Consider the following 14,017-nt stretch of genomic DNA (forward strand, 5'->3'; position numbering starts at 1 on the left):
CGATGCCAAGGAACCCCAGCACACGATGAATGACAAAGCTTCCCCTGCCGGCAAGGGCACGCGCGCGGTGACAGTGACCGACATCGCCGAGGCGATCGGCGTGTCGCGCGCCACCGTCTCGCTGGTGCTGCGCGGCAGCCCGCTGGTGAACGTGGATACGCGAGCGCGGGTCGAGGCCGAACTGCGCCGGCAGCGCTATGTCTACAACCGGGGGGCGGCCAACCTGCGCCGGCGCACCTCGTCCAGCATCGCACTGGTGATCAACGACCTGTCCAACCCGTTCTTCGCCGAGTTCGCCTCCGGCGTCGACGAAGCGCTCGGCGGCAAGGGTTTCGTGACGTTGCTGGGCAGCACCGGCGAGTCCCCGGAGCGTCAGCAGGCGGTGCTGACCACGCTGATGGAACACATGCCGGCCGGACTGATCCTGTCGCCGGCCGAAGGCAGCGATGCCGCCCAGCTGCGCCAGGTGCTCGGACATGCCAACGTGCTGCTGTTCAATCGCGAGCTGCCCGGGGCGACCTGGGACTTCCTGACCCTGGACAACCAGCAGGGTGCGTACCTGGCCACGCGCCATCTGATCGAGCGCGGCCACCGCCGCATCGCGTTCTTTGGCGGTCACGCGGTGTCCAGCTCGTGCCACCAGCGCCGCACCGGTTATGCCCAGGCAATGCACGAGGCCGGGCTGGAGACGCACCCGGACTGGTTGATTGAAACCTCTCCGAGCCGCCTGGACGCGGCGGCCCGTAGCGGCGAGCTGTTTGCCGCTGCGACGGTGCCCACCGCGGCGGTCTGCTACAACGACAGCGTCGCGCTGGGACTGATGCTGGGCCTGGCGTCGCGTGGCGTGCACCCGGGTCGCGATTTTGCGGTCACCGGTTTCGACGATATTTCCGAAGCAGCGGTGGCCATGCCGCCGCTCACCACGCTGACCGTCGATCCGCGCGCGCGCGGGCGTCAGGCGGCGGAACTGCTGCTGCAGCGTCTGGACAACCCCGACGCCGCACCCCAGCGCACCGTTGCACCCGTCCAGCTGCGCGTCCGCGACAGCAGCGGCCCTTCCTTTGCCTGATGACCTCCCTTGTCACCTGCCCGCGCACTGAGGCGCGTACCTGAATGCCCATTTCGCCAACGCCCCGACTGCCTGCCTCATCCGCCGCCGCACCCGTGGTCAACACGCGCGTCGCGCTTGCGGTGGCGACCACGATCTTCTTCATGTGGGGCTTCCTGACCTGCCTCAACGACATCCTGATCCCGCATCTGAAGGCGGTGTTCGAACTGAACTACGCCCGCGCGATGCTGGTGCAGTTCACCTTCTTCGGTGCGTACTTCCTGATGTCGCTGCCGGCCGGCCGGCTGGTGGCGCACCTGGGTTACAAAAAGGGCATCGTGGCCGGCCTGGCGATCGCCGGGGTCGGCGCGCTCGGCTTCTGGCCAGCGGCCGAACTGCGCGTGTATGAGGCCTTCCTCGGCGCGCTGTTCGTGCTCGCCACCGGCATCACTGTGCTGCAGGTGGCGGCCAACCCGTACGTCGCGCTGTTGGGGCCGGAACAGACCGCGTCGAGCCGGCTGACCCTGGCCCAGGCGCTGAACTCGTTGGGCACGGCGATCGCGCCGATCTTCGGCGGCCTGCTGATCCTGGGCAACACGGTCAAGAGTGCCGAGGAGATCAAGGCGCTGCCGGGTGCCGAGCAGATCGCCTACCGGGTGCAGGAAGCGCAGTCCGTTCAGGGCCCGTACGTCGGCCTGGCCGTGGCGCTGTTCCTGCTGGCGGTATTCGTCTATCTGTTCCGCCTGCCGGCGCTGACCGAAACCACCGAGCAGGCCGATACCGGCAAGCACACCCTGCTGGACGCGCTGCGCCATCGCCATGTGCTGTTCGGCGTGCTGGCCATCTTCTTTTACGTGGGCGCGGAAGTGTCGATCGGCAGCTTCCTGGTCAACTACCTGTCGCTGCCCAACATCGGTGGCTTCACCGAGAAGGAAGCCACCCACTATGTGTCGGCGTACTGGACGCTGGCGATGATCGGTCGCTTTGCCGGCTCGGCGATCATGACCCGGTTCTCGCCGCGCGTGCTGCTGACCCTGTTTGCAGGGATCAACGTGGCGCTGCTGGCGGCGACCCTGCTGAGCCAGGGACAGGTCGCGCTGTACTCGATCGTGGCGGTGGGCCTGTTCAACTCGATCATGTTCCCGACCATCTTCGCGCTGAGCATCGAACGCCTGGGCACCCTGACCAACAAGGCCTCCAGCCTGTTGATCATGGCCATCGTCGGCGGCGCAGTGGTGCCGTACCTGCAGGGCCTGCTGGCCGACCAGATCGGCCTGCATGAGTCGTTCATCCTGCCGCTGCTGTGCTACGGCTACATCATTTTCTACGGTCTGTCGGGCTCGCGCCCGGCGGTCGGATTCCGCCAGGGAGCGTGAGGGCACGATGTCCAAGATTGTTTGTTTCGGCGAGATTTTGATCGATCTACTCGCCCAGCCACCGGCCTCGCCGGATACCCCGCGCGCCTTCCTGCAGTACGCCGGCGGCGCTCCGGCCAACGTCGCGGTGGCTGCCGCGCGGCTGGGTGCCGACACGCACTTCGCCGGCATGCTGGGGCAGGACATGTTCGGCGACTTCCTCGCCGAGAGCCTGGCCGATGCCGGTGTGGCCACCGACTGCATCGTGCGCACCGACGCGGCGAAGACCGCGCTGGCGTTCGTGGCGTTGGATGCCAGTGGCGAGCGGAGCTTCAGCTTCTACCGCCCGCCTGCGGCGGATCTGCTGTTCCGCAGTGCGCACTTCCATCCCAACTGCTTTGACGGCACGCGCAGCTTCCACGTGTGTTCCAACAGCCTGACCGAAGCCGACATCGCCGAGACCACGCTGGAGGGCATGCGCCGTGCGCGCACAGCCGGGGCGATGGTCAGCGTCGACCTGAACCTGCGCCCGGCCCTGTGGCCGGCCGGCGTGGATCCGCTGCCGCGCCTGTGGGAAGCCCTGCTGCTGGCCGACCTGGTCAAGCTCTCGCGCGAGGAACTGGATTATCTGGCCGCAGCGCAGGCCGGCGACGGCGAGGCGGTGGTACAGCGCCTGCTGGCCGCACAGGCGCAGGCCGTGGTGATCACCGACGGTGCCGCCCCGATCCGCTGGTTCACCCGCCGTACGCAGGGTGTACTCACCGGCTTCCGCGTGCAGACGGTCGATTCCACGGCCGCCGGCGACGCGTTCGTCGGCGGGCTGCTGTTTGGCATCGGTGAGCGCGGGGGAGATGGCAGCGCATTCGCCGCGTTCTGCCAGGACCCGGCCGCGCTCGTGGATGCGATCCGCTTCGCCGCCGCCGTGGGCGCGCTCGCGGTGACCCGCAAGGGCGCGTTCGCGGCCATGCCCACTCTAGATGAAGTCCAGCAACTGCTGCAGCAACAACAGGATGACGCCGCATGACCACGCCGGTTCCGCCGCAACCCGATTTCCGCTCGCCTGACTTCCTGCGTGCCCACATCGCGCAGAGCATGGCGTTCTACCGGCCCAACGAGATCGACCCGACGGGCGGGTTCTTCCATTACTTCCGTGACGACGGCAGCGTGTACGACGCCAGCCACCGTCACCTGGTCAGCAGCACGCGCTTCGTGTTCAACCATGCGATGGCGTACCGCGAGTTCGGCAACCCCGACGACCTCAAGGCGGTCGAGCATGGCATCCGCTTCCTGCGCGAGGTGCATCGCAACCCCGTCACGGGCGGCTATGCCTGGACCCTGCGCGATGGTGTCGTCGAGGATGCCACCAACCACTGCTACGGCGTGGCCTTCGTGCTGCTGGCCTACAGCTGCGCGCTGAAGGCGGGCATCGGCGAGGCGCGCGCCTGGATGGACGAAACCTGGACGCTGCTCGAAAGCCGTTTCTGGGAGCCTGGGTTCGGTCTGTACAAGGATGAGGCCGATGCGGACTGGACCTTCAGCGACTACCGTGGCCAGAACGCCAACATGCACATGTGCGAGGCGATGCTGGCCGCGTTCGAGGCGAGCGGCGAGCAGCGCTATCTCGGCCGCGCGCTGCTGCTGGCCGACCACATGACGCGCCGCCAGGCCGCGCAGGCCGACGGCCTGGTCTGGGAACACTACGACCGGCAGTGGCGGATCGACTGGGACTACAACCGAGACAATCCCAGGCACCTGTTCCGCCCGTGGGGCTTCCAGCCGGGCCACCAGACCGAATGGGCCAAACTGCTGCTGATTCTGGATCGGCACGTGCAGGCCGATTGGCTGGTGCCGACCGCGCGCCACCTGTTCGACACCGCCGTGGCCCGTTCCTGGGACGACGAGCGCGGTGGCCTGTACTACGGTTTCGCACCGGATGGCAGCGTCTGCGACGACGACAAGTATTTCTGGGTGCAGGCCGAGTCGCTGGCCACCGCCGCCCTGCTGGCCGCGCGTACCGGCGATGACGCCTACTGGGCGTGGTACGACCGGCTGTGGGCCTATGCATGGTCACATATGATCGACCATCGCTGCGGCGCCTGGTACCGCATTCTGGATGCGGACAACCGCAAGTACAGCGACGAGAAGAGCCCGGCCGGCAAGACCGACTACCACACGATGGGCGCCTGCTACGAAGTGCTCAACGTGGTGCGTTGACAGAACGGGGAGCAGCACATGCGGATGCGTCGTTTCGGTCTGATCGTCGGGTCGCTGTTGCTGCTGCTGGGGGCGCTGCCGCTGTCGGCGGCGCCGTTGCAGGCGCAGTGGACCTTCCGCCTGCTGCCTGGCGATGCCCGGCTGGCCGCGCATCCGCAGCTGGCCGACTGGCACAGTGCGCAGGTGCCCGGCGCCGTGCACACCGACCTGCTGGCCCAGGGGCTGATCCCGGACCCCTACGTGGGAGCGCCGGAGGCGGGCCTGCAATGGATCGGCCTGGCCGACTGGGAGTACCGGGGCCGCTTCGACGTGGATGCGGCCACGCTGGCCAGGGCGCATGCCGAACTTGCCTTCGATGGTCTGGACACGTTCGCCACCGTCGAGCTCAACGGCGCGCCGCTGCTGCGGGCCGACAACAGCCACCGCACCTGGCGGGCGCGGGTGGATGGGCGGTTGCGCCCCACCGGCAATGAACTGCGCGTGGTGCTGCGCTCGCCGATCACCACGCTGCTGCCAGGCGTGCAGGCAATGCCCCACAAAATTGCCGGCAACTACCCATCGCCGTACGGGGACGAGCCCAAGGATGCGATGGTCGGCAACTTCGTGCGCAAGCCCGGATACCACTTCGGCTGGGATTGGGGCCCGCGGTATGTCACGGCAGGCATCTGGCGCCCGGTGCGGATGGAGAGCTGGGATGCGCAGCGCCTGACCGATCTGGCTGTGCATACGCGCAGCCTGGATGCGGACAAAGCCGAGCTGGACATCGCGGTGCAGGTGGAGAGCGCCACCGCCGGGACGGCGCCGCTGCGTATTGAACTGATCGATCCGGACGGGCGGGTGGTGCGCCGGTTCGACCCGCGTGTGGCCCTGCGCGCGGGCGACAACCGCGTGGCCGTGCCGGTGGTGCTGCCCGCGCCACGTCGCTGGTGGCCGGTGGGGCAGGGCGAGCAGGCGCGCTACACCGCGCGTGCCACCCTTGCCGCAGGTACGGCGGGCGCCCTGCGGATGGAGCGACGCATCGGGCTGCGCACGGTGGAGCTGCGGCGCGAGGTCGATCGCAGCGGCGGCCAGGGCTTCGCATTCGTGATCAACGGCGTGCCGATCTTCGCCAAGGGCGCCAATGTGATTCCCTTTGACATGTTCCCGGCGCGGGTGGACCCTGCGCGCATCCGCCGCGAGCTGACCGCCGCGCGCGATGCCAACATGAACATGCTGCGCAATTGGGGCGGCGGCTACTACGAAGACGACGCGTTCTTCGATATCGCCGATGAGCTGGGCCTGCTGATCTGGCAGGACTTCATGTTCGGGGGCGGCATGCAGCCTGGTTACGATCCGGCGTTCCGCGCCAACGTGGTGGCCGAGGCACGCGACACTGTGCGCCGCCTGCGTCACCATCCCAGCGTGGTGCTCTGGTGTGGCAACAACGAGGAAGAGACCGCCTGGAAGGACTGGGGCCACGGGCGTGACCTCACCGCCGCCGATCCGGTCTTTGCGGCGAAGGTCTGGCAGGGCTATGTCGACCTGTTCGGGCTGGACCTGCGCCAGGTGGTGGCCGAGGAGGGGCTCGGTGTGCCGTACTGGTCCAGTTCGCCCGGCAATGACCTGGACGAGAAGGCCAACGATTCCACCCGTGGCGACAAGCATTACTGGCAGGTCTGGGGCAACCCGGCGCTGCCGGTGACGGCTTATCTGCGCGAGACGCCGCGCTTCATGTCCGAGTACGGCCTGCAGGCGTGGCCGGTGCTGCGCACGCTGGACGGCATCATCCCGGCCGCCGAGCAACGCGTGGACAGCCCGACCGTGCGCGCGCACCAGAAGTTCATGGCCGGGGAGGGCAACCAGCGCCTGCTCAAGTACATCGAGGAAGGCTACGGCACGCCGCGCGACTTCCCCACGTTCGTGTACCTCAGCCAGGTCATGCAGGCCGAGGGCATCGCGCTGGCCGCACTGCACCACCGCGCGTCGCGGCCGTACACGATGGGTTCGCTGTACTGGCAGTTCAACGATGTGTGGCCGGGCGCGTCGTGGTCCAGCATCGATTACGCCGGCCGCTGGAAGGCACTGCATTTCCAGGCGCGCCGCTTCTTCGCCGACCAGGCGGTGGCCGCGCTGCGCGATGACGACGGCATCACCCGGATCAGCCTGCTCAACGACCGCCGCGACGCGCTGGTGGGGCAGTGGCGGCTGCGGGTGATGGACCTCGACGGTCGCGTCCACACACGCCAGCAGCACGCCGTGACGGTGCCGCCGGGCGCGGCGCTGGAGGTGGCGCGGCTGGACGATGCGGCGCTGCTTGGCCAGGCCGATCGCCACCGCACCGTGGCCGTGGTCGAACTGCTGGATGGCGGCGGCAAGCCGGTGTCACAGGGCGTGGTGTACTTCGACGTGGCCAAGGCGCTGGCGCTGTCCCGGCCGCAGATCCACACCGACCTGCAGCGCGCAGGCGATGGCTACCGCCTGCGCCTGCGCAGCGACCGGCTGGCCCGTGCGGTGTGGATCGGGTTCGACGGACTGGACGCGGTGCTGCAGGACAATGCGTTGACGCTGCTGCCCGGCGAAACCGTGCAGGTGAACCTCACTGCAGACGCCGACCTGGCCACGCTGCGCCGCGCGTTGCGGGTTCAGTCGCTGGCCGATGCGCTGGTACCGCCGGCGGATGCCAGCGCCGCGCGTTGATCGCGCCGCCGCAGCGGCCTACATGCCGCTGCGGTTGACCACTTCGATACCGTTGACCAGCACGCGGAAACGCTGTTCGCGGAAGGCCGCGAACAGGATCGAGCGGGTTTTTTCCACGATCACCTCCTGGCCGGCGATGCGCCGCAGCCAGGACTGGGTGGTGGTAAAGGAAAAATGCGTGCCCGGGTGTGCCGGGTGCTGGACCCACACGGTCTCATCGGCGCTGACCAGCTTCATCCCGCCCCAGAACCAGTCGCGGGTGAGCTTGACCGGCGTGGTCCCGACCATGAAATCAATATCCATCTCTGTTGTGCTCCGTGTAGACGCTGGCAGATCGGCTCAGAGCGCGATCTGCTGGAAATTCTCGACGCGCTCGTGGCCGTGGGTGGCCTCGCCGCTGCGCGGCATCGGGTAGTCGTCCAGCCGGTCGAGCAGACGGGTCTGCAGCCCGGCCTCGCGCGCCGCGTCCAGTTCCTCGACCACGTCGGACAGGAACACGATCTGGGCGGCGGGCACGCCGATGGCCTTGACGATGGTGCGGTAGCTGTCGGCCTCACGCTTGCCGCCCACTTCGGTATCGAACCAGCCCGACACCAGGCCGGTCAGGTCGCCGGCCTCGCTGAAGCCGAAGAACTGCTTCTGCGCCGGCACCGACCCGGACGAGTACACGTACAGCGGCTTGCCTTCGGCGTGCCAGCCCTTCAGGACGGCGGCCACGTCGGGGTAGAAGTGGGCCTTGTAGTCGCCGTTGCGGTAGCCGCTCTCCCAGATCATGCCCTGCAGCGCCTTCAGCGCGGTGTGCTTGCGATCCTGGTCGATCCAGCCCTGCAGGGTTTCCACGATCAGGCTGTCCTGGCAGGCACCGCCGATCTCCGCCGCCACCGCATCCAGCCAGCGACGCACCTCCGGCTGCTGGCCATGCGCGGCGACGAACGCCGGCAGTGCCTTGCGCGCATACGGGAACAGCACGTTCTTGACGAACGAGATGCTGCTGGTGGTGCCTTCGATGTCGGTGAGGATGACGGTGGGGTGGGGCATGGATCAGGACGCCTTGGTCGGAATGTAACGGGGGAACTTCTGCGCGATGTCGGTGCCGGTGAAGTGGCCGACCCAGCCGTCCGGCTCGGTGAAGAAGCGGATCGCGACGAAGCTGGGCTCATCGCCCATGTCGAACCAATGGGGGGTGCCGTCCGGCACGGCGATCAGGTCGTTCTTGACGCACTCGATCTCGTAGACCCTGTCGTCCACGTGCAGGGTGAACAGGCCGGAGCCGGCGACGAAGAAACGGACTTCATCTTCCTTGTGGAAATGCTCGTCCAGAAACTTCCTGCGCAGCTCGGCGCGGTTGGGGTTGTCCGGGGCGATCGAGGCCACGTCCACGCTCTTGAAGCCGTGCTGGGCCACCAGGCGGTCGATGTCGCTGCGATAGGCGGCAAAGACCTCGTCCTGGCTGGCACCGGGGGCGACCTCATGGGCGGCCTGCCAGCGTTCGAAGGTCACGCCGATCTTCTGCAGCGCATCGGCAATCCGCTCGCCGTCCTGGGTGTCCAGCAGCGGGGCGTCGGGAACATCGTGGTCGTAAATGCGCAGTCGGCTCATGGCGGCAGCTTGAACGGCGAGGGGGGGGCAACAGTGTGTAGTGCCGGGCTCTGCCCGGCAACCCGACAGCCTGTCCTGGAATTCAGCATCCCGGCCGCCGCATCGGTAGCGCCGGCCGGCCCTGGCGCGTCCCGGGCGACGCGGTGTCGATCAGGGCCCGCGCAGCTTGCGCAGCTCCAGTTCGCAATGCAGCAGAAACTCGAACGCTTCCAGGTGACGGCGCGCCTCGGGCATGTCGCGGCCCCATGCGTACAGGCCGTGGCCGTCGATCAGATAGCCCCACAGGCACTGCCGGTCCAGCAGGTCCTCGACCTGGGCGGACAGTACGTCCATGTCCTGGGTGTTGGCGAACACCGGGACGTCGATGGCCATGTCGTGGGTGCTGTTGCCGTGGAAGGCCTTGAGCAGTTCGTAGCCTTCCAGGCGGATGTGGCCCTGCGGGGCATACAGGCGCGAGGCGACGGTCTGCACCGGCGAATGGGTATGCAGCACGCAGCCGATCTCCGGGAAACGGCGGTACAGCTGGGTGTGCAGCAGGGTCTCGGCCGAGGGCCGCAGCGGGCGGCCGACGGCCTTGCCGTCGAAGTCCACCACCATGATGTCGTCCTTCACCAGCCGCCCCTTGTCCTTGCCGGACACGGTGATCGCGGCGTGGCGGTCATCCAGGCGGTGGGAGAAATTGCTGCTGGTGGCCGGGGTCCAGCCGGCCTGCGCCAGCTCGCGGACGTTGTCGATCAACAGCTGGGCCAGCTCGCCCAGGCGCGCGGTGTCGTAGGGGGTGTTGTTCATGCCGGCATTTTAGCTAGATGAGGCGCTAAAAGCAGGGCGTCCTGAGGCGAGTGCCGGCATTGGGGGGATCGGGGGAAGGGCAGAGCCGGCGGCCAGCCGGCTCCACGGCGTGGCGACCAACGGTCGCCACACACCGGATATCCAGCGTTCCAGCAGACATCCAGCGCTCTCCAGCAGATCTCAAACCTGCTGCCTTAGCCGTTGCTATGCACGTATTCACGGCGTCCCCCGCGACTTCATACCGCCCCGCCAAACCGACCCCAACGGTCGAGCCAATGCTCCGGCTCCGGTTCTGGCTGTTGCCAAAACAGCGGGGGCCGGGCCGCAGGCCCGGCAGTCCCTCTTCCCCTTACTTCCCGCGCAGGCGGCTGTGGCGGAAGCCGTAGAAGAAGTAGATGGCGAAGCCGAGCGCGGTCCAGACGCCCATCAGCATCCAGTTGTGCGCGGTCATGGCGGTCAGCAGCGCGATGCAGCTCAGCACGCCCAGGCTGCAGATCAGCCAGGCCATCGGCATGCGGAACGGGCGCGGCAGGTCCGGCTGGGTGCGGCGAAGGATCAGTACGCCCGCGCAGACCGCAGCGAAGGCGATGAGGGTGCCCATCGAGGTCAGCTCGCCCAGGATGTCCAGCGGGAACAGCGCCGCCAGCAGGGCGATGCCGATCCCGGTGATCACCGTATTGATGTGCGGGGTGCGGTAGGTCGGGTGGATCTTGGTGAACACCGGCGGCAGCAGGCCGTCGCGGCCCATGATCATGAAGATGCGCGGTTGCCCGATGATCATCACCAGCACCACCGACGACAGGCCGATCAGTGCGCCGATCTCCACGATGATGCGCAGCCAGCCCAGTTGCGGATGCGCGGCCACCGCGGTCACCACCGGCTCGTCGGTGCCCAGCAGCGGATAGGGCACCAGGCCGGTCATGACGGCGGCCATCGCGATATACAGCACCGTGCAGATCACCAGCGAAAGCAGCATGCCGATCGGCATGTCGCGCTGCGGCCGGTGCGATTCCTGCGCGGCCACCGACACCGCCTCAAAGCCGATGTAGGCGAAGAACACCATCGCCGCGCCGCGCAGGACGCCTTCGAAGCCGTACTTGCCGGGGCCCTCGTTGTCGGGAATGAACGGGGTCCAATTGGCCGGGTCCACGTACTTCCAGCCGGCGATGATCACCAGCACGATCAGGCCGGTCTTGAGCACCACCATCGCCATGTTCATCGCCGAGGACTTGCTGATGCCCACGTAGCACAGCCAGGTCAGCAGCAGCACCAGGATCGCCGCCGGCAGGTTGGCGATCGCCCCGGTCGGCCGCAGCTGGGCGTCCAGTGGCGCGCTGACCAGCGCCGCAGGCAGATGGATGTCGAAATGACTGAGCAGGCTCAGGAAGTAGCCGGTCCAGCTCACCGCCACTGCCGAGGCGGAAACGCCGTACTCCAGCACCAGCATCCAGCCGATGAACCAGGCCGACAGCTCGCCGAAGGTGGCATACGTATAGGTGTAGGCGCTGCCGGACACCGGCACCATCGCGGCGAACTCGGCGTAGGCCATTGCGCAGAACGCGCAGCAGATCGCGGCCAGCACGAACGACAGCATGATCGCCGGGCCGGCGTGGTTGGCGGCGGCCTGGCCGGTGATCACGAAGATGCCGCCGCCGATCACCGCGCCGATGCCCAGCGCGGTCAGGCCCCACGGCCCGAGGGTGCGGCGCAGGCTCAGGCCATTGGCGTCTTCATGGGCGGCGTGCGGATGCTTGGTGGCCCACAGTTGCTTGAACATGGTGTTGAGTGTCTTGGTTGGCGCGGCAGAACGCGCGCGATGGAGCAGAAACGACCGGGCCGGCACTGGGCCGGCCCGGCAGCGATCAGGCGGAGGGCTTGTTCAGCTTGCTGTTGCGGATGCCGTAGCCGAAGTAGATGCACAGGCCCAGCAGCGTCCAGCCCACAAACAGGTGCCAATGCACCACGAACGCCTGCCAGAACAGGAAAAGACAGGCCAGCGCGCCCAACGGGCAGATCACCCACACCAGCGGCACGCGGAACGGACGCGGCAGCTCCGGGCGGGTATAGCGCAGGATCAGCACGCCGATGCAGACCGTGGCAAAGGCCAGCAGCGTGCCCATCGACACCAGCTCGCCGAGCACGTTCAGCGGCACCATGCCGGCGAGCGCTGCCGCGATCACACCCACGATCACGGTGCTCCAGTAGGGCGTACGGAAGCGGGTATGGACCTTGCCGAAGATCTTCGGCAACAGGCCGTCGCGGGAAATGGTGTAGGCGATCCGGGTCTGGCCCATCATCATCACCAGCACCACCGAGGACAGGCCGGCGATGGCGCCGATCTCGACAGCGGTCTTCAGCCAGGACAGCGTGGGATAGGGCTCGAGGGCGGTCGCGACCGGCTTGTCGGTACCCAGCAGGTGATAGGGCATCATGCCGGTCAGCACCGCACACACAATGATGTACACGATCGTGCACACCGCCAGCGAACCCAGCAGGCCGATCGGCATGTTGCGCTGCGGGTCTTTGGTCTCGCCGGCAGCGGTGGAGACCGCATCGAAGCCGATGTAGGCGAAGAACACGATCGTCGCCGCGCGGAACACGCCACTCCAGCCGAACTCGCCGGACACGCCGGTGTTTTCCGGGATGAACGGCTGCCAGTTGGCCGGGTCCAGGTGCGCTGCGCCGAAGCCGATGAACAGACAGATCACGGTGACTTTGATCGCAACGATGATCGCGTTGACGAAAGCCGACTGCGTCACGCCGACATACAGCAGGCCGGTCACGGCCGCCACGATGAGCACCGCAGGCAGGTTGAACAGCTTGCCCGAGGCGATGAACTCATTCCCGGTCCATGCGATGGGCGCTGCGCTGAGCGCGTCGGGGAACGGCATGTTCAACGTGGTGGTGATGAAGCTGATCAGGTACGCCGACCAGCCCACCGCGACCGAGGCCGATGCGAACAGGTACTCGAGCACCAGACACCAGCCGATGAACCAGGCCATGCCTTCGCCGAGGGTGGCGTAGGAATAGGAGTACGCGCTGCCGGACACCGGCATCATCGCCGCGAACTCGGCGTAGCACAGGCCGGCCAGGGCACAGGCGAAGCCAGCGAACACGAACGACAGCATCACGGCCGGGCCGGCATGGTTGGCGGCGGCCTGGCCCGTCAGTACGAAGATACCGGCGCCGATCACCGCGCCGATGCCGAGCATGATGAGATGTTTGGCTGTGAGGGTCCGTTTCAGTGTGGGCTCGCCGTCCAGGCTGCCTTCGATGGGCTCGCCGGCATCGACGTGCGGTGCCGGTGCGACCGGTTTGACCCTCAACAGAGACTTCAGCATGCAGTGCTTCCCTAAGTGAACAAAGGTGAGGTGCGCGGTACATTGCCGCGCCCCCTGATGGCGACTGGGCGCCCCTGCGATGCGGGGCCCGCTGTACCTTAGCCAAAGCTGAAGCCTGCGCACAAGCTCAAATGCAGCATGGGCGCGAGATAATCGGCAGATTCCGTCCCATCCCCGGCCCACCATGTCGCTGAACCCTGAATCCGTTGTCGTTGCTGACGCCGCGCTGCGCCGCCAATTGGCTGATTACGCGCGCCGGCACCCGGAACACGCCGCATTGGCTGCCGAATTCGGCACAGTGCTGGATGACCCGGAGAACCCCTTCCTGCGCGAGCGGCTGTCCGGCCATTTCACCGGCAGCGCGTGGCTGGTCAGCGCCGACGGGGAGCGCGTGCTGCTTACCCACCACCGCAAGCTGGACCGCTGGCTGCAGCTGGGTGGGCATGCCGATGGCGAGCGCGACCTGGCGCAGGTGGCGCTGAAGGAGGCCGAGGAAGAGTCCGGGCTGAGCGCGCTGGTGCTGGAAGATGGCGTCCTGTTCGACATCGACAGGCACTGGATTCCGGAACGGAAGGACGTGCCGGGGCACTGGCACTACGACGCCCGCTACGTCGTCCGGGCGCTGGGCAGCGAACAGTTCGCGGTCAGCGAGGAGTCGCTGGCGTTGGCTTGGCGCGATATCCGTGACGTGGCTGCCGCCATGATCGAGACGCCGGACGGCGACGACTCGCTGCCGCGCATGGCCAAGCGCTGGTTGGCGCGGTAGCGCCGGACTCGGCACGCCTGCACTCGCCGGCCACCTCGCGCCCCCGCCCGCAATTGCCGGCGACCTCCCGCGTCCGCGCGTCTGGAATTGCTGGGACCTCCCGCGGCCGTTCGGTTGGAACTGCCGGCGACCTCCCGCGTGCGCGCGTCTGGAATTGCGGTCCACTCCGTAGAGCCGGGCTCTGCCCGGCTGCCGTTGACCGGACGCGGAAGCACCACCGGCAGCCGTC

12 protein-coding genes are annotated in these 14,017 nt (G+C 67.6%); 6 read left to right on the forward strand and 6 right to left on the reverse strand.

Annotated elements, in window-relative coordinates; genetic code table 11:
- Nucleotides 1-25: 25 nt before the first annotated feature.
- From OC534_RS02850 to OC534_RS02870, 5 genes are read left to right on the forward strand one after another with little or no spacing between them, the layout of a single operon-like run.
- A complete protein-coding gene (locus OC534_RS02850) occupies nucleotides 26-1,069 on the forward strand; it encodes a LacI family DNA-binding transcriptional regulator (protein ID WP_262071346.1) in 1,044 nt (347 codons plus the stop codon).
- A 44-nt stretch (nucleotides 1,070-1,113) separates the two neighbouring features.
- Nucleotides 1,114-2,424, forward strand: coding sequence for an L-fucose:H+ symporter permease (gene fucP / locus OC534_RS02855; protein ID WP_017356274.1), 1,311 nt, complete (start codon nucleotides 1,114-1,116; stop codon nucleotides 2,422-2,424).
- A 7-nt stretch (nucleotides 2,425-2,431) separates the two neighbouring features.
- Entirely contained in the window at nucleotides 2,432-3,427 is a 996-nt protein-coding gene (locus tag OC534_RS02860) for a carbohydrate kinase (RefSeq protein ID WP_262071347.1), read from the forward strand.
- Nucleotides 3,424-4,617 (forward strand): AGE family epimerase/isomerase, encoded by a 1,194-nt coding sequence (locus OC534_RS02865; protein ID WP_262071348.1) that lies wholly within the window; start codon nucleotides 3,424-3,426, stop codon nucleotides 4,615-4,617. Before OC534_RS02860 ends, OC534_RS02865 begins: the two co-directional genes overlap by 4 nt.
- A gap of 24 nt (nucleotides 4,618-4,641) precedes the next feature.
- Nucleotides 4,642-7,293, forward strand: a complete 2,652-nt coding sequence (locus OC534_RS02870; RefSeq protein ID WP_166473658.1) for a glycoside hydrolase family 2 protein — start codon at nucleotides 4,642-4,644, stop codon at nucleotides 7,291-7,293.
- 18 nt (nucleotides 7,294-7,311) lie between these two features.
- On the opposite strand, the gene OC534_RS02875 is transcribed toward OC534_RS02870, so the two are convergent.
- From OC534_RS02875 to OC534_RS02900, 6 genes are all read right to left on the reverse strand, one after another.
- A complete protein-coding gene (locus tag OC534_RS02875; RefSeq protein WP_017355462.1) occupies nucleotides 7,312-7,596 on the reverse strand; it encodes a hypothetical protein in 285 nt (94 codons plus the stop codon).
- A 36-nt stretch (nucleotides 7,597-7,632) separates the two neighbouring features.
- The gene (gene mtnC, locus OC534_RS02880; protein ID WP_017355461.1) at nucleotides 7,633-8,331 is read right to left on the reverse strand and encodes an acireductone synthase; all 699 of its coding nucleotides are present in this window, start codon (nucleotides 8,329-8,331) and stop codon (nucleotides 7,633-7,635) included.
- A 3-nt stretch (nucleotides 8,332-8,334) separates the two neighbouring features.
- A complete protein-coding gene (locus tag OC534_RS02885) occupies nucleotides 8,335-8,892 on the reverse strand; it encodes an acireductone dioxygenase (protein WP_017355460.1) in 558 nt (185 codons plus the stop codon).
- 150 nt (nucleotides 8,893-9,042) lie between these two features.
- On the reverse strand, nucleotides 9,043-9,681 hold the full coding sequence (locus OC534_RS02890) for a methylthioribulose 1-phosphate dehydratase (RefSeq protein ID WP_017355459.1): 639 nt from the start codon (nucleotides 9,679-9,681) through the stop codon (nucleotides 9,043-9,045).
- A 349-nt stretch (nucleotides 9,682-10,030) separates the two neighbouring features.
- Nucleotides 10,031-11,458, reverse strand: a complete 1,428-nt coding sequence (locus OC534_RS02895; protein WP_136003982.1) for an amino acid permease — start codon at nucleotides 11,456-11,458, stop codon at nucleotides 10,031-10,033.
- Between the two features lie 85 nt (nucleotides 11,459-11,543).
- Complete coding sequence (locus OC534_RS02900; RefSeq protein WP_136003984.1) at nucleotides 11,544-13,022, reverse strand: amino acid permease; 1,479 nt, start codon at nucleotides 13,020-13,022, stop codon at nucleotides 11,544-11,546.
- A gap of 184 nt (nucleotides 13,023-13,206) precedes the next feature.
- On the opposite strand from OC534_RS02900, the gene OC534_RS02905 reads away from it, so the two are divergent.
- Entirely contained in the window at nucleotides 13,207-13,788 is a 582-nt protein-coding gene (locus OC534_RS02905) for an NUDIX hydrolase (protein ID WP_017355456.1), read from the forward strand.
- The last annotated feature ends 229 nt before the right edge of the window (nucleotides 13,789-14,017 follow it).

It is taken from the genome of Stenotrophomonas sp. Marseille-Q5258, from assembly GCF_946900935.1.
In the GTDB taxonomy this organism is placed as follows: domain Bacteria; phylum Pseudomonadota; class Gammaproteobacteria; order Xanthomonadales; family Xanthomonadaceae; genus Stenotrophomonas; species Stenotrophomonas nematodicola.